Here is a 14908-nt window from a genome sequence, read left to right as displayed (position 1 = left end):
ACAGGCGCCCACTCACCGCGCTGCCGTCTCGTCGTCTTCGTCGTTGCGGTCTTCAAGCGGCGGGCGCGGTTTCCGCATCACCATCACCGCCCAGATCACGCCGCCGAGTACCGCTGCGGCGACCGCCAAGAAGACCAATTGCCCCGCCATGTAGCCCACCGCCATACCTCCCCCTCGTAGCTGCTCAGGCTACGCGTCGCACCCAGGGGCGGAGCGGACAATTACAACTATAGTTGTGATACTCAAACTTTAATTGGAAACCTAGAGGTGCTGGCGATGCAGTTGAACAAGCCGTTCGCGACGGTGACCCCAACGCTGGACGGTGCCGTGCTCACTGTCCTCGCAAGCGCGGATGTGACGTTCACGATCAGCCAGATCCAGCGCATCCTGACCACCGCATCGGGCGAAGGTATCCGCAAGGTGCTCACTCGCCTAACAACCCAAGGTGTGGTGCTGCGCGATCAGGTGGGCCGAACCAACACCTACCGGCTCAACACCGAACACCTTGCAGCCGAGCCGATTATGGCGCTGTCACAGCTGACCTCGACGTTCTTGAATCGCCTCGAAGAGCACCTGGGCAGATGGGGCGCCGAGCTAAAGTACGCCGCACTGTTCGGCTCAGCGGCGACCGGCCAGATGACTCTCGACAGCGACATCGACCTGTTCCTTGTACGCGCCGCCGTCTCCGACCACGACGACGTGTGGGAGCAGCAGGTGGCCGAACTCGCCCGACAGGTCACAGCGTGGACCGGGAACGACGGCCGCATCGTCGAGTACACCGAGGACGAACTCCGTGCCGCGGCTGCGGCTGGCGAGCCGCTCCTCGAAGACGTGTCCAAGCAGGGGCTGACCATCGCCGGAACGCAGGCCTGGTTTAACAAGCAGCTGCGCGCGATCGGCAAGGCTGCCCCGGCGGGGAGGTCCTGATGTCGGATCAACGCCCGTGCAACGCCACCGTCACCTCAGGGCGACTGGCCAAGGCGAACGAGTTCTTCGACGCGGCTGAACATCTGGAAGACGAGATGCCTAGCGCGGCTGGTGACCTGTATATCGACGCCGGCATCGCTGCTGCCGACGTGATCTGCTGCGCGCGACTCGGCGTGCACTCGAACACCAGTAACCACAGCGATGCCCGTGCGCTACTAAAGAAAGCGGACAGCGGGTCAGAGAGGCACCTCGCCACCTTGCTGAGCCTCACAAACAAGGCTGCATACACGCACGAGCCGATCTCCTCCGCGGAGTGCAAGAAGATGAACCGCGCGGCGGGTCGTCTACTCGAGACTGCGAAGCGGGCGGCGGCAGGAAGCTGACCCCGGACAGCAACACACGGCCCGGCTTGCCGCCGGAAACCCCGTGAAACTTGGCGGAGGCAAGTAGAGGATTTTCGAACCTCTCCCCAGAGACAAAGCGCCAGTTTGACCGCGGAATCACCCTGCTCGGAGACGAGCGAAGCCTCCCCTAACGCGTTCCACGAATCCAGTGGCCGGACAGGTTGGCCAGCAAAATCGTAGACCGCCTCATTCCCCTCGAAATCCGTCACTCGATGTCCACCCAGCCAAACTCCCTTACCGCGCTAACAAGCTCAAGCACCATCGGAATGGATTGAAGTTCTGTGTGCTTATCCATTGCCGATTGGAGCAATTCGCGCGCATCTTCGCCAGCTTGATACTGCAGAAGGATCAGGACCTTGTATGCGACATCGTCATCCCGAACCGCCACAGCTCGCGACAAAGTCCGAGCGAAGAGGTCGACGACGTCGGGTAGCCAGCCTTCAGAGAGGAGGAGGTAAACATGTTCACCCAGTGTCCCTCGCCGGAATAATTCCTCAGAATCCACGGCGCGCAATAGCAAGAATGCGTCGTCGAGCGTCCAGTTGAACTCCCTGCATACTTCTGCCTTAACTGAATACAACACCGTGTTCATAGAGTGCCACATTATGTCCGGGTGAAACGGGACGCAGTGCGCGAGAGCGTCAATGGCATACGGCAGCGTTCGCTCATCCAGCTCGCACAAGGATCGCCGAAGCATGATCATCGCGCGCGCATCGTGCCGACCAATCGCGAACGCGTCTCGGATAGCAACTAGCTGTTGATCCGGATCGCGCGAGTAAATACCCAAAAGGCCGGCTCCGCGCCGTTTGGATTCGTGCAGCGCGTTCGAAAGGAAATCATGCCAAGTGTCGCTGGCGAGCCGACCGTCAACCGCGATCTTTCCCTTGCCAGGCACGTTGGGCTTCGAAAGGACGTCTGTCAAACAAACCCAATAGAGCGCACGGTCCTCAAGATCACAGACGATGCCGAATACGGGAACCGATGAATTAGCCCACAGCTCCTTGTCCGCCGCGCCATACGGTATGAAATAACCAGCTCTGGACTTGTACGAAGGTCCCCCCTTCACTTGCAGCGCGATCACATCGCCGGTAACGCCACCGTTCAGAACGACGTCAACGTATGCGTCCTTGCCGTAGTCGTTCGCCTGATCGACCTCGTGATATATCTGGCCGCGCTCCTCGAGAAATGAACGAACGACATTAACTGCGACTCGTGCCGTGACGTGTTGTCGCGCTCGCATCTTACGGTCGGCCATGCTCTTCTCGCGGGTCGTTCAGACTCTGCAATCGGCAGCAGTCCTACACGTTTTCAAAACTGGTTCATACCCCGACAGTGCGAAACGAGTCGCGCGGACAAGTTGACTCCAGGGGTACATCTCAGTCACGCTGGATTTAGCCGACTCTTTTCGGCTTGATTTCAAGCGCCTGCAATTTTCCCACGTCCACGCTGTAGCCGTTACGCATAGCTCCATGCATTGCGGCCTTCAGCTTCTCGAGGAATTCATTCGTTTTTTCGGGGTTTGTTTGAATCCAATGACCCCACGGGTTATACGGTTTCGCAGTGGCCGCGATCACCTGGCGGAACTGTTCACCCTGGTAGAACTTTTTAAAGACCTCACGTGGCTTCTTGGTGCCGGCATAAGCACGCAAACGTTCTTTGACATCAACTACAGCGCCTGTAACAGCGAACTCCCTGATCACGTCGCGAGCAGCATTTGTGAAGACTTGGCGCGTAAACTGCAGGTCATTATCCCAGTAAGGATCACTACTCGGAAGATTGTAGAGATGCTGGAATATGAGCTGGTCCGGCGGCAGCTCGCCAGGCAGCACAACCACCGTTTTTGCCACTACCTCAGTCTGATCACCATCAAGACAAACGATGCTGTTTTGCGCGAATTCCGGAATCTTATTTTTGATCAATTGGACATAATTCGAACAACCCATGGTAATTTGTGGCAATGGAGCTGTAAATTTCTTGATCGGCTGCCTATAAACAAGGGCCGCGAAGAAATCTGCGGCTTCCTTGTCCTCAAAATAGACACGAACATGAGGCAGCGAGATTCCGGGCTCAGCCACAATAGTCTTCATCGAGATGTCGGCGCTTATTTTCGCCCACGACCAATCAGACATGACCTGAACATCGCCATATGTGTCGGTAAGATAGATCGTCTTATACCATCTTCGATATTGTTGGCTCTGCTCATAGGCGTGCTCTATTAGTACTGGAGAATGCGAAGTCATAATGACCTGCAGGTTCAGATCGCCGCACTCACGCGCAAGAACCTTCCATAGGTTGATCTGCGCCGACGGAAATAGCCCAGCGTCAGCCTCATCGATCAACAACAGGCCGCCTTTGTAATCGGCATATTCCTCCTTCAACTTCCGGAACGACATCAACGCTAGCGCAATTTGACCTGCATTATCTTCGCCCGCCGACACGGATTCCTGATCGTAGTCAATACCATGCGCTACAGCGGAGCTGATGGTTCCATCTGTTCCAGTGACATGCGCGGAATCTTTATTAAGGAGTTCGTTGGTGAGCTGAATAAAGTCCTGTGAATGGTCGTTCAGATATCTGAAGTTCCCAACGTTGTATTCGCGGGCCGCAATGGGATATAGACGTTTCAAACTCAAGAAAACGACGGGATGCGTGAAGTTTCTGCTGGCATTTTGCTTGCCATATGCCGTACTGTTATTCCTAACCACCGGCCGCGGCTTGTTCTGTCGCCGCACAAGCCCGAGTTTGGCTGTAGCAGCTTTATCAGTATAGCCGTCGTGCAGTTCAATATTTACGGTCATCGATCCAGGAACGTCAAATGTGTCAGACATTCGAAAATGTTCGCTGTACAGTGATTTGAATGCACCACCGGCGATTTGCTGAAATGAAAGCGGGGTATCTGTGACATAGTCCTTTTCGAAGCTGAAAATCTGCGCTGCGATACCCAAAATCGAAGATTTTGATGTACCATTCTTCCCGCATACGACAGTGATGCGGTCCCCCAACTCGACTTCAACATTGCGAAGTGCTCGGAAACGCTCGATCAACAACTTCTTGAGTTGCGTCTTAGGCATCAGCGAGCTCCGAGTGAGTGCTGCGGCACGGGTTCACGTAGATGCGCACCTTTCGTCAGGATGATCCCCGACACGGGGCGCATGCCAGGCCAATCATCACCGCCGCGCCGGATGATGATCGGCGAGACTGTGTGAGAGAGCATAAACAGATTTTGCTCCTACGTATCGCAACAGTGCCGTTCATAACGACCGAGTCTTGTCTGACTGGCCTTGTGACGAGCGCAAATTCATACGCTATGTCTGGCCTACGGCACCTTACTTCCCGGCAAGCCGTATCCCGCAACAGGCGATTCGCGTAAGCAACGCAATAAAGTGGCCGCGGGAGACCGCCTGCAAACATCCATTGAACTGGAATGAGCTTCGGCGACACACTCTGGTCTGAGCCTGCGCGCCGTCCTCGAATGGCCGACGGTGCCGTGACCATGCTGGTTACACTCGCAGCTCACGCATTCGACATTGGGGCAGACTCGGCGGGAGCAGGATGTCTAGTGAGGCAGCGCCGCAGGTCGCGGAACTCGGACACATTCGGCTGGTCGTCCTTTCGTGGGCGGACTTGGTCCTGGATGAAGAGAATCCACGCCTGGAGGAGGGCGGCGAGACCACACGGGAATCAATCAACGCCCTGATCGAACTCGAACCGACAAAGCAAATCAACATCGCGCGTGACATCGCCGAGTCCGGAACCCTCAATCCGTTCGAGCTCCCCGGGGTGATCCTCGAAGCGGGCGTGTACATCGTGGTAGAGGGGAACCGTCGGGTGGCAGCGTTGAAGATGCTCAAATCCCCAGAGCTCATTGATGACCAGCGGATTCGCCGCCGCGTCGAGGCGATCATTTCCGCAAACGGTGACGGACCCAACGACGTTGCCTGCTCGCTGTTCGAGAACCGAGAATCGGCAAGACGATGGATCGAACTACGCCATACCGGCGAGAACGAAGGTCGCGGTCTGAGCCCTTGGACAACTGATATGTCCGAGAGGTTCAACCCCACTCCAGGCTCGCAAACTGGCCTCGCGTTGCAGCTTCGCGATCTGATGGCAAACGCATACCCCAACGATGCCCAGTTGCTAGGACATCTCACGACGATCTTCCGTGGCGGGTACAACACAGCCGGCACTCGGGTGCGGCGCCGTGTCACAACCCTGGGGCGTCTCATTCTGCCCAAGCAAATGCAAGAGGCGTTCGGTTACAAGATCGAGCGTGCAAGCGGTGCGATCCGCGTAGTCGGTCCGGAGCAGGCAGTGCACGCGGCCTTCCGCCGCATTATCTTCGATGTGTCCGAAGGCATGACTGCTCGCGACATCAACAATCAGGACCTGGTCGGCAACTACATCGACAGCATCGCGCACCTGAAGGTACCCGATGGCTCGAGTCCCCCGAGTTTGCCCAACTCCGCACCGCCGCCAGCTGGTCAGCCATCGCCGACTACCGGCCCAAGCACACCATCTGCGCCCATCGGTGGTCCACAGCCGACACCACCATCACCTCCAGCCGCACCCGCCGGGCGGCGGCAGCGACCACGATCCGAACAACGTATCTTCCAGGGCTTACGCCTCACGAAGTTCCAGCTCCGCACTTCCGACACCCTCATTCAGGCACAGCGGCTCGACATTGATGAAATGACGTTAATCGCTGGCGTCATGACACGCGTTATCGTCGAACTCTGCGTCACTGAGGCAATCGACAAACTCGGCCTGACCGTGGTCGGCCGTTCTTCATTACGGAATAAGCTAAAAACCGTTCTGATATATCTTGACCCACAGATCGAACATTCACAGAACCGCGGGCCGCGCCTCGCAGCCGCGTGGATGGATAGTCAGAAGGACAACGCCGCCAACGGGCTGGGTGTCGACATGATGAACGCGTATGTGCACAGCTTCACGCAGCGAGGGGGACCAGCCGACGTACGGGCACTCAGCCAGCACTATCGGCCACTTTTGGAGGACCTGGACGCAGCACTGTGAGCGTGGTGGCCACGACCGAACTGACGCGATATCATCAACACGTGTATAGCGGTCGGATGCGTTGCCTATCAAGGCCATTGCCATTATGAGGTACATCAGCCCACTCCGATACCCTGGCGGTAAGGCTCGCATCGCTCCGTTCGCCGCGGAACTCTTGGCATCGCAGAATCCCCGACCGCGCCGCTACGCTGAGCCGTTCGCCGGGGGCGCAGGAAGTGCGCTCACACTCCTTGTCGGAGAGCATGTCGATGCCATCCACATCAACGACCTCAATCCCGGGATAGCAGCGTTCTGGCGATGTGTCTTCAATCAGACCAAGCGGCTAATCAAGCGAATCGAGGATACCGACGTAACTCTGGAGACCTGGTATCTGGCCCGCGAAATCTATGATCACCCAAAGCGGCATTGCGATCTGGAATTGGGATTCTCGACCTTTTTTCTCAACCGCTGCAACCGATCTGGGATACTCAATGCCCGGCCCATTGGCGGCCTAGAGCAGACTGGCCAATGGAAGATTGATGCTCGCTTCAACCGCCAGAATCTCACAGAGAGAATCGCTTACATCGGTTCATATCGGCGCCGTGTCGAGCTGACCGAACTTGATGCCCGAGACTTCCTCGCCACCTTGTCCCCCCACCGACGTGACGTGCTCGTGTACGTTGACCCGCCGTACCTTGGTCAAGGTGATGACCTTTATCTCGATCGGCTCAGCGCCGAAGATCATCACGACCTGGCGACTAGGTTGCAGCACTCCAAGTTGAAGTGGTTCCTGACCTACGATGCCGACGATCGCGTGACGGACGAACTCTACGTCAACTTCAGATGCGCGGAATTCGACATAAAGCACACCGCCCAGGTCAATCATGTCGGCACAGAATTTGTAGTGTTCGCAGACACTCTCACTGTCCCCGACGACTTACAGATTTTGTCCACCGCCAAAGGTCGGTGGGTTGTTGCCTAACAGGCAACTCTCGCGGCTACTGGGCCGCCTCGAACGCCTCGACGATCTCGGCCTTGATCCGTCCACGGTCGGACACCTCGTAGCCCTTCTTACGGGCCCAGGCACGAATCTCTGCCAGCTGTTCCTTCGAAGTCGAACCAGATACGCTGGCAGACTTGGCCCCTCGGCGGCCGCGTCGTCCACCAACCTTAGTGGCAGCATCAGCGTAGGGCTTCAGTGCCTTGTCCAGCTTCGCGACATTCGCCTCCGACAGATCAATCTGGTAGTCGACGCCGCGCAACGAGAATGTGACCCGCTCTCCTGCGCCGTCCGGAATATCGGAGCCACTGATATCGTCAATCAGTTGGCGAAGAATACGCTCGGCCATTAATCAATCCTTTTTCCGCTGGCAGTTTTTTGACACTGTACCAGCGAGATTTAATGAGCACCTTTGAATCTAGGTGCGGAGCTGCGGCGGAACATAGAACTCCTCATGCGGTATCTCGCGCCCAGTTGGCGTATCAACGATATGAATACCTCGGTCATCGCGGATGATCTGGAGTTCAGACCCAACCGGGAAGTCGTAGATGCCAATCAATGCCGGCTCAATGTTGCAGACGTCGTTGAAGGCCACAAACCGCCAGTTGCTCCTGTCGTCCAGGTATTCGCTGGTGTCGATGTCGCTCATGATGGCCCAGCCGTTGTCGGCGCCGCCGGTCGACGGGTAGCGCACCATGTATCGCACCTGACCCCGACGCTCCAGCACGCTTTCCGTTGCTAGGCAGGCGCCCGATTTGGGGATGAACTCGATGTAGTCGGCCATAATTCGCTACGCCTCAGGAACTCTCGGGTACCAGGGCGGAGTCGCTTCCGGCGGACGCGGATACTTCTTCAAGTCCTCGATGTACAACGCATCCTCGACCGGGGCGAACCAGGCTGGCTTATCGTCGTAGTTGAACGAGAATCTGAAGTTTCCCCCACTAGTGACGCTCAAAACGGTTGATAACCAAGCACCTTTGCCCAGGCTCGCCATTTCGTGACGCAGCTCGTTCATCACACGAATGAGTTCACTCGGGACCTCCAGCGACTCGGTTCGGCCATCGGGGAAGGTGACCGTGAGCAGTGATTCACCAACTGGACCAGCCTTCCGATACTCCAAAGTCCGGTGCGTCCAGCCGTCCTCGGGCAGCATGTAGAACAGTAGCTTGCCAGCGTGTTCCTGGATGAGGCCTATTCGTACCAGGTACGGCGGTTGGTCAGTCATGGAGCCGCTCACTGTGGCACTTCGTCGAGCGCGTTCGCGGGCACGGCTTCGGTCCGACCGCCTCATCGACCTCAACAATCCGCAAGAGCGTAAAACCCACAGCGCCTCCTAAGTGTTCGCTCGTCTGACGTGCGGCGGTGGCGAACCGGGTCCGTGTTCGTTCCCGTGGTCCCACAGCTGCCTGGTGAAGTGCAGGTAAACCTCGATCGGATCGTGGTTCAGGTTAGACAGTTCACGTTTCCCACCATAGAAAGCCGGAACGTTGGCACCGGCACACCAGTCGAATTCGAGGCGATCGATGACAACCTTGACCAACCACTCTTGAAATAAGTTGGGCAACAAGAAGTCTTGGGCCATCGTCGTGCCGAGCGCCTGTTCAAATCGATGAACATCAACCCACGGCGTCACCGAACCATCGAAGGCGTCCAGGACCACGACCGTTCGAGCTGATTCGGTGCGGTCAGGCATGCCTTCGGGGGTGAGCCGACTCGTGACGGCATACTGCCGAGCCAGCCAGTCGAATGCAAACACGTCTGCGACAAGGCCTCTCGTGCGAAACATCGCATCGACTAGCTCCTGGCCGATCGGCGCTGACATCGCATCGTGGAACCGGAGGAGCCCACCATTGAGCGAGCGACCACACCAACCTTGATCGGCGAAGTAGCCGCCGAAGAGGTTCGGCCGCCAATCGTCCGACGACCGGACCAGCGGGTCGAAGGAATAATCCACGTCAGGTCCTCGAGTCCCGCGTCACCAATCGTCGTCATCTTCTTGCAGAGGAGGGCGAGGCCTTCGCTTTACCACCACCGCCCAGATCACGCCGCCTATCAACGCAGCGACCACCAACAAAAAGAACAGCTGCCCCACCAAGTAGCCCATGTCATCCCTCCCTTCGGAGCCGCTTAGTGCGGCACTTCGTCCAGCCCGTTCGCAGCCAGCGTCTCCGTCAACGCAGCCACCACGCGCTCAGCGGGCCAATCATCGGGCGCTGAAATCAATGTCCCCCCAGCCAGTTCCGTTGCCGTGACTCCCTCGGCAACGTGATTGACCGCCCCGACCTCGGAACCGATCCAGGTGCGGTAGCCAGCTCCGATCTTCCAGTTGCCACGCCGCGCAAGGCGATTGGCCGCAGAGTCGGTAAGCGTCAGCGTCGCCGGCTGCCACGTGGACGCCGCAGCCCCACACACCGCGTCAGCGGTTTCGCTGGTGACGCTGCCGGGCGTCGTCTCCCACAAATCGATGTGGAGGTGACGCGCAGGCAATCGCCGGCCGAGACCGAGGTGCCAAGCATGTATCGCGACCTTGGCACTCATGGCGGGACCGACACCCATCAAGACCAGCGAGTAACCCTCCCCGGGCAGAGGCTCACCTCGCTCCCCATCGGGTAGTGCCTCACGTACCGGGTTTCTGCGAACGATGTCGGCCAACGCTTCGGGGGTGCCCTCCCAGCTCTCCCAACGGTGCCCCTCGGCATGTCCCAGTGTGTGATCCGCAGATTCACACCGAGCTGCGCCACCAGTGCATCGGTGCGCGTAGCAATCCATTCAGGTGTCTCGCCGATAGCGATCCAGAACGCGTTCATGAACGACTTGCTTGCCCAGACGGGGGACGCCGCTATCATGTTAGAGAACTATGTCCTGCGGACCGACTTCGGCGACCTTCTCATCGACGAACTTCGCAGCCACGCCCAGCTCTGGTTCCCACGTGCAGTCGAACAACAGCCCGATCACGCGCTCATCGGAGTTGCGAACAGGAACCGGAACGAAAAGCGTGGTCGGCATGAACAATTGGGTCAAGCCGCTTTTGTCACTGATGATCGGCATGAGTTTGTCCGCAGCGTCACCGAACTGTTCACGCAAGCCGGGACGACGCTCAAGGTATTCGGCGTACAGCGCATCCTCGGCCTGGGCGCACAGCTCGTCCTTACGCGAGTTGAACGCTTGCACCGCTTCTCGCTGCAGTGGTTCGACCGGCTCGGCCTCATGCCAACCGCCGAGCACGAGCGGCACTGTCACTTCGCGTCCCAAGCAGGCAAAGGTGTACACACCTTCCCACCCGCGGGCTTCGGTAAAGGCAAGATTTCCGAGCACGGCGTCAATCACGGAACTCGTTCCCAATACTTCTCGGCGTGTTCCTCCACATATCGACTCAGCACGTCGGAGAGTGACTCGAACCGATACCAGTTGTCACGGGCATACGAACCCGTTGAAATCAGCACCGCACCGTCGCCGTCAATGACCAGCATGTCGGTGTCGCCAACGAATTCGCCCAGTACCCAGTCTTCTGCCGAAATCTCGTAACCTGCCTCCGCACGTTCAATTGCGCGGTTCCTCGACTCCTCTGGGCTATACAACATCAACCCGCAGATGCCGAACTGTTCGTCCACCAGGAGTGGGCCGCCGGATGTCCGCGACCATAGCTCGCGCAGCTGCGCAGGGGCATCCTGCGGGACGCCGTCGCCAGCGATGCCGTCGGCAAGACGGCATGTCAGTACGACGCCGTCCATCTCCGGTGCCGGGACGACGACATTTCGGTAGTTCTCTAGGAACTCGAACATGTGCTGACTGACCCACGCAAGTCTTGCGGCCATCTGCATTCCTTCAGGCTAGTGCGGCACTTCATCAAGTTCGTTCGCGGCGAGCGTCTCCATCATCGCTGCGACTACGCGCTCAGCAGACCAGTCATCAGGCGCGGAAATAGCCGGGCACTAGTTTTGGACGGCTACTTCGGTGGCTTGCCGATACCAGCAGCTTGAAGCACTTCGGCGGGTGTTCCACACGCCTTTGCGTCCGTGATTGGTGGCAGGTTGTGTTCTCGCTGACGACTCGACGGAGGAGATGGCGGCAGCGCTGATGTCGGCGCTGCGGCGGAGGCCGTCTGGTTTGGCGTAGAAACTGACGAAGGTGGTAGCGCAGGTGCTTCCGTTGGAAGGTCGTCGGCCGACGCATGGCTGGCGGCGTAATCAAGCACGTGCTGTATCTGCTCGGGCGTATAGCCATTGTGGGCTTGGGTTAGCACAAAATCGCTGTAGGCCATGCACGCCACCTGATGGAGAGGGCGAGCTGCGCCGCCAAGACCACCAACTATCCCGTCGATTGCCGCCGGTAACACCCAGGCCGCGCAGGCGGCCCCGAACGCGGCAGCCGTTGCTGCCAGGGCTGCTAGAAAAGTGCCGTACGCCGTCCAGTGCGGTCGCTGATTCCCCGAGTCCAGATTCCCCATGCGAGGAACTTAACACGGCTAAATCACGCCATCTTATGCTCGTACCAGTCAATCCAGATGTCGTGACGCCAGCTCCGCGTCGAGAAAACTAATGAGTGCAACGCATCCGACGCCGATAATCATCCCCAGCACATCTGGTAATTGAAAAGCCGGGGGAAGGAAACCGACAGCGATACCTATCGCGATGACGGCAACGGCGTGAGCAGAGCGCTGCGCTCCACGCAACTTGCTAAACAGGATATTTTGATCCAGTGACGCCGCTCCCACCCAGCCCGCGGTCAGCATGCTGACACTTTCCAGATTTTTCAGCAGCCTCTTGATGAGAAGAACACCAAATAGCGCGTAGCCTGAAATGCATACAAAACTGACAAGTAGGGCAAAATAACGAGAGTCACCCCCGTCAACTTGAAGGGCTTCACGCAGATGGAATGTATTTAGATTACATAGCAACGTGATGGCAAGAACTACGGGCGCGACGGCGTATATCAATCCGGCAGCTTTCACATATTTATGTAGTTGTTCGATCCCCAGCACGAGTCGCAAGACGAAAAACAATGACCCTGCGTAGAGAGCGAACAGAAGGACCATGATGACTAACACAGCCAGCCCCGAGGTTCGGTCACCCGACCAAAATAATGTCGCCACGCCGACGAAGCCGACGAGAATCGGCTGTATGCGCATAATGAGCGCTACGCCGTATTGAAAAGCGGTTGCGTCCTTCTTATTTTCTAGGATATGACCCATCCGTTCCTGCGCCGCCGCAGTGTTCATCAGGAAAGCCAGCAGTCCCACCGCGGCCAGCGAAGCCGCCATCGGTATCCACGACCTTAATCCCCGCGCCAGGTCGCCACACGGCGCGAGCCCCTGTCCGCACAGACTCGGAGCCGCAATGCTCTGGCTGGTGACCAGCACCGCACCGCATCCTCCGGTCACTGCAAAGAGGGACCCAATAGCGATGATTCCTTTGCGTAATTCCGTATCGCGTGCTCCGAACCAGATGGCAAGCCACAGGCATGCACCCAGACCAGCAATCAAGACGGGATCAGTGTGAGAAGGCAGCATGGCACGGCTTCCTTATCCGAGGTTAGGAACGCGGGTGGCCTGTTCCACGCTGAGCCGAATGATCGGCGGTCGGCGTTTGGCGTGGCTGGCCAGCCAACGCTGTCGGGGCGACGCGTCATCGAGGGCGACAACGTCGGTAGGCAAAAGGTTCAACATCGTCAAATACCGACGGAATTGACGTGGAATCCATACGGCAGGATCATCCTTAACGAACTCCACTAGCCATATTTGAAGGTCGCCCCGTTCAATGACTAACTGCGGAATATCACCGTCAGACGTGCGAAATCCGACTTGAGCGGCGTCCGCGCGCCTCGCATAGAGACTGACGCGCAGAGGTCCATCATTCCATGGCAGAGAAATTCCTTCTTGATTGAGATAATCAAACCACCAGCTCATCTGGTGGAGTGCAGAATCATTCCAGCTGAAGCCACGAATAACTACGACTAGAGTGCCGTCATTCGCCATTTTTGGCAGGCCGGGCGGGCATTCTTGAAATTCCCGTTCCCGAACCGCGCCATTGTCATCGATGTCATAGTTGATGCCCACTTCAGAGAAGACAGTCTGTGCGGCTTTTTCTGGCAAGCCCGCTAGCTGTAATGCTCGGAATGCGGTGGTCGGTCCCACGCCACCATATCCGTACTCGGTTCCCTTGATCTGGACCCATGCATTGTCACCGAAACGCATGAGCATATGTTCACAATGCAAGTACCCGTTGATACGTTCGGAGGACCGACGGAAAGGCAGTATTCCCAACTCCGACTCGTACAGAACCAAATCCGATCCTTTATGCCCAATCACGCGGGTTACCGGGCCATAGCGCTTGGCCATTTCAGGGATTCCCCAATAGTCTATTGACGGAATCGTTCCGTCAATATTCACGGCCGTATTTTTCCCCCGGCAATGACTTTGCAACTCCACGACCGTTGACTCCCGAAGCCCAAACACGCTCGCCAGTTCTTTACCTGATACCGCATACGACTCGGCGTACAACGCCAACTCACGACCAAGTTGCAACTCCGCCAAGTCCGCCGCCACCATGCACGACCGTCGTTGTTCGACAAGAGCCCGGATGCCGTGGAGATTTCGCCCTCGTCCGGCTTCATCCCGATGTTCGCCCACATGCCCTCCCCTGGATGCGACTACTGCCAGCGTGACATTAGCTCGCGGGTCCGACATGGATGAGGGCGTGCGTTTACCGCTGAGTGGACGATTCAGTTTGGCGTGTGAGCGGCGTAGGCGATCGCCTCGCAAACAGCAGGTGGTGAGAAACATCCGGGACCAACCAACGCAGAGCTCAGGGGCGTCTATCAAGGAGGCACGCACAAACCGCTGATATCCGTCGACACCTGGTTGCGCGTTCAAGACGTCTTGAAGGCCCACAACCACGCAGGCGAAAAAGAAAGCTGCCACTCCCAATATTTGAAAGGCGCGGTTTGGTGCAGTAACTGTCGCCAACGTCTAATTTTTTCGAGGAACACGGGGCGCGGCGGCACCTACGATTACTTCTTCTGCATGGGCCGTCGGGACAAACAAAACCGGTGCTCCCGACCATATGTCGCGGTCAAGCAAGTGGAAGATGGCGTCATCGATTTCTACCGCTCGCTGCAACTCAGCGAAGACCGAGCGGCACTCATCCGACAGCCGATCCTCCGCGAACTCGCCACACAAACCGAACAGGCGGCGCGCGACGTCGCCGAAGCCCGCCGCCAGCACACACAGCTCGAGAACGAACGCCAGAAACTCCTCGAAGCCCACTACGCCGGCGCTGTACCCCTCGACATGCTCAAACGCGAGATGGGTCAACTCACCCTGGAGCTACACGAAGCGGACACCCGGGCCAACACGGTCGCGCAGTCCGAAGAAGAACTCACCCGTCTTCTTGATGCCGCTCTCATGCTGACGCACTGCTATGAGCTCGACGAAACGGTGGAGAGACGTGAACGACGTCTGTTCAACCAAGGCTTCTTCACCCGGCTCTATCGCAGAGGGCGGCAGCGTCGACTACGCCGAACTGCAAGAACCATTCGTGCAGCTGATGGCACGTGGTGAAGGTTC

17 protein-coding genes are annotated in these 14908 nt (G+C 57.8%); 5 read left to right on the top strand and 12 right to left on the bottom strand.

The window, feature by feature from the left end; all coding sequences use genetic code 11:
* Window positions 1–12 precede the first annotated feature (12 nt).
* Window positions 13–165, bottom strand: coding sequence for a hypothetical protein (locus ACNO8X_RS04965; protein ID WP_418004408.1), 153 nt, complete (start codon window positions 163–165; stop codon window positions 13–15).
* A gap of 111 nt (window positions 166–276) precedes the next feature.
* Between ACNO8X_RS04965 and ACNO8X_RS04960 the strand changes: the two genes are divergently transcribed.
* Together ACNO8X_RS04960 and ACNO8X_RS04955 are read left to right on the top strand one after the other, a co-directional pair.
* Window positions 277–927 carry a nucleotidyltransferase domain-containing protein gene (locus ACNO8X_RS04960; protein WP_418004407.1) on the top strand — a complete coding sequence of 217 codons (651 nt, stop codon included), beginning with the start codon at window positions 277–279 and terminating at the stop codon, window positions 925–927.
* Window positions 927–1310: a hypothetical protein gene (locus tag ACNO8X_RS04955; protein WP_418004406.1), complete on the top strand. Its 384-nt coding sequence runs from the start codon at window positions 927–929 to the stop codon at window positions 1308–1310. The genes ACNO8X_RS04960 and ACNO8X_RS04955 overlap by 1 nt, the downstream gene beginning before the upstream one ends.
* A gap of 226 nt (window positions 1311–1536) precedes the next feature.
* Here the strand turns inward: ACNO8X_RS04955 and ACNO8X_RS04950 are convergent, their stop codons facing one another.
* Together ACNO8X_RS04950 and ACNO8X_RS04945 are read right to left on the bottom strand one after the other, a co-directional pair.
* Window positions 1537–2586, bottom strand: a complete 1050-nt coding sequence (locus ACNO8X_RS04950; RefSeq protein WP_418004405.1) for a DUF4365 domain-containing protein — start codon at window positions 2584–2586, stop codon at window positions 1537–1539.
* Window positions 2587–2722: 136 nt separating this feature from the next.
* The gene (locus ACNO8X_RS04945) at window positions 2723–4402 is read right to left on the bottom strand and encodes an ATP-dependent nuclease (RefSeq protein WP_418004404.1); all 1680 of its coding nucleotides are present in this window, start codon (window positions 4400–4402) and stop codon (window positions 2723–2725) included.
* Window positions 4403–4883: 481 nt separating this feature from the next.
* Here ACNO8X_RS04945 and ACNO8X_RS04940 point away from each other — a divergent pair, with 481 nt between their 5' ends.
* Entirely contained in the window at window positions 4884–6365 is a 1482-nt protein-coding gene (locus ACNO8X_RS04940; protein ID WP_418004403.1) for a hypothetical protein, read from the top strand.
* An 85-nt stretch (window positions 6366–6450) separates the two neighbouring features.
* The gene (locus tag ACNO8X_RS04935) at window positions 6451–7326 is read left to right on the top strand and encodes a DNA adenine methylase (protein ID WP_418004402.1); all 876 of its coding nucleotides are present in this window, start codon (window positions 6451–6453) and stop codon (window positions 7324–7326) included.
* Window positions 7327–7342: 16 nt separating this feature from the next.
* Here ACNO8X_RS04935 and ACNO8X_RS04930 read toward each other — a convergent pair whose 3' ends face one another.
* The 9 genes from ACNO8X_RS04930 to ACNO8X_RS04890 all read right to left on the bottom strand — a co-directional run bounded on the left by ACNO8X_RS04930 (window position 7343) and on the right by ACNO8X_RS04890 (window position 13891).
* Entirely contained in the window at window positions 7343–7693 is a 351-nt protein-coding gene (locus tag ACNO8X_RS04930; protein WP_418004401.1) for a histone-like nucleoid-structuring protein Lsr2, read from the bottom strand.
* Between the two features lie 69 nt (window positions 7694–7762).
* Window positions 7763–8128 (bottom strand): DUF2185 domain-containing protein, encoded by a 366-nt coding sequence (locus ACNO8X_RS04925; RefSeq protein ID WP_418004400.1) that lies wholly within the window; start codon window positions 8126–8128, stop codon window positions 7763–7765.
* 6 nt (window positions 8129–8134) lie between these two features.
* On the bottom strand, window positions 8135–8569 hold the full coding sequence (locus ACNO8X_RS04920) for a hypothetical protein (protein ID WP_418004399.1): 435 nt from the start codon (window positions 8567–8569) through the stop codon (window positions 8135–8137).
* Between the two features lie 108 nt (window positions 8570–8677).
* Complete coding sequence (locus ACNO8X_RS04915) at window positions 8678–9298, bottom strand: hypothetical protein (RefSeq protein ID WP_418004398.1); 621 nt, start codon at window positions 9296–9298, stop codon at window positions 8678–8680.
* Window positions 9299–9471: 173 nt separating this feature from the next.
* Entirely contained in the window at window positions 9472–9882 is a 411-nt protein-coding gene (locus ACNO8X_RS04910; protein ID WP_418004397.1) for a hypothetical protein, read from the bottom strand.
* Between the two features lie 309 nt (window positions 9883–10191).
* The gene (locus ACNO8X_RS04905; RefSeq protein ID WP_418004396.1) at window positions 10192–10671 is read right to left on the bottom strand and encodes a DUF6985 domain-containing protein; all 480 of its coding nucleotides are present in this window, start codon (window positions 10669–10671) and stop codon (window positions 10192–10194) included.
* Window positions 10668–11165, bottom strand: a complete 498-nt coding sequence (locus ACNO8X_RS04900) for a hypothetical protein (RefSeq protein WP_418004395.1) — start codon at window positions 11163–11165, stop codon at window positions 10668–10670. The genes ACNO8X_RS04905 and ACNO8X_RS04900 overlap by 4 nt, the downstream gene beginning before the upstream one ends.
* Window positions 11166–11839: 674 nt before the next feature.
* Window positions 11840–12853: a hypothetical protein gene (locus ACNO8X_RS04895; protein ID WP_418004394.1), complete on the bottom strand. Its 1014-nt coding sequence runs from the start codon at window positions 12851–12853 to the stop codon at window positions 11840–11842.
* A gap of 12 nt (window positions 12854–12865) precedes the next feature.
* The gene (locus ACNO8X_RS04890; RefSeq protein ID WP_418004393.1) at window positions 12866–13891 is read right to left on the bottom strand and encodes a hypothetical protein; all 1026 of its coding nucleotides are present in this window, start codon (window positions 13889–13891) and stop codon (window positions 12866–12868) included.
* A gap of 312 nt (window positions 13892–14203) precedes the next feature.
* On the opposite strand from ACNO8X_RS04890, the gene ACNO8X_RS04885 reads away from it, so the two are divergent.
* A complete protein-coding gene (locus ACNO8X_RS04885) occupies window positions 14204–14902 on the top strand; it encodes a zinc ribbon domain-containing protein (RefSeq protein ID WP_418004392.1) in 699 nt (232 codons plus the stop codon).
* The last annotated feature ends 6 nt before the right edge of the window (window positions 14903–14908 follow it).

It is taken from the genome of Mycobacterium sp. PDNC021, from assembly GCF_048282635.1.
GTDB lineage: Bacteria > Actinomycetota > Actinomycetes > Mycobacteriales > Mycobacteriaceae > Mycobacterium > Mycobacterium llatzerense.
This window is presented reverse-complemented; position numbering and strand designations above follow the sequence as displayed.

Bases quoted from the DNA above. Each gene is read 5' to 3' on its own strand.
- ACNO8X_RS04965 (WP_418004408.1), bottom strand. From the start codon at position 165: ATGGCGGTGGGCTACATGGCGGGGCAATTGGTCTTCTTGGCGGTCGCC.
- ACNO8X_RS04960 (WP_418004407.1), top strand. From the start codon at position 277: ATGCAGTTGAACAAGCCGTTCGCGACGGTGACCCCAACGCTGGACGGT.
- ACNO8X_RS04955 (WP_418004406.1), top strand. From the start codon at position 927: ATGTCGGATCAACGCCCGTGCAACGCCACCGTCACCTCAGGGCGACTG.
- ACNO8X_RS04950 (WP_418004405.1), bottom strand. From the start codon at position 2,586: ATGGCCGACCGTAAGATGCGAGCGCGACAACACGTCACGGCACGAGTC.
- ACNO8X_RS04945 (WP_418004404.1), bottom strand. From the start codon at position 4,402: ATGCCTAAGACGCAACTCAAGAAGTTGTTGATCGAGCGTTTCCGAGCA.
- ACNO8X_RS04940 (WP_418004403.1), top strand. From the start codon at position 4,884: ATGTCTAGTGAGGCAGCGCCGCAGGTCGCGGAACTCGGACACATTCGG.
- ACNO8X_RS04935 (WP_418004402.1), top strand. From the start codon at position 6,451: ATGAGGTACATCAGCCCACTCCGATACCCTGGCGGTAAGGCTCGCATC.
- ACNO8X_RS04930 (WP_418004401.1), bottom strand. From the start codon at position 7,693: ATGGCCGAGCGTATTCTTCGCCAACTGATTGACGATATCAGTGGCTCC.
- ACNO8X_RS04925 (WP_418004400.1), bottom strand. From the start codon at position 8,128: ATGGCCGACTACATCGAGTTCATCCCCAAATCGGGCGCCTGCCTAGCA.
- ACNO8X_RS04920 (WP_418004399.1), bottom strand. From the start codon at position 8,569: ATGACTGACCAACCGCCGTACCTGGTACGAATAGGCCTCATCCAGGAA.
- ACNO8X_RS04910 (WP_418004397.1), bottom strand. From the start codon at position 9,882: ATGAGTGCCAAGGTCGCGATACATGCTTGGCACCTCGGTCTCGGCCGG.
- ACNO8X_RS04900 (WP_418004395.1), bottom strand. From the start codon at position 11,165: ATGCAGATGGCCGCAAGACTTGCGTGGGTCAGTCAGCACATGTTCGAG.
- ACNO8X_RS04895 (WP_418004394.1), bottom strand. From the start codon at position 12,853: ATGCTGCCTTCTCACACTGATCCCGTCTTGATTGCTGGTCTGGGTGCA.
- ACNO8X_RS04890 (WP_418004393.1), bottom strand. From the start codon at position 13,891: ATGGTGGCGGCGGACTTGGCGGAGTTGCAACTTGGTCGTGAGTTGGCG.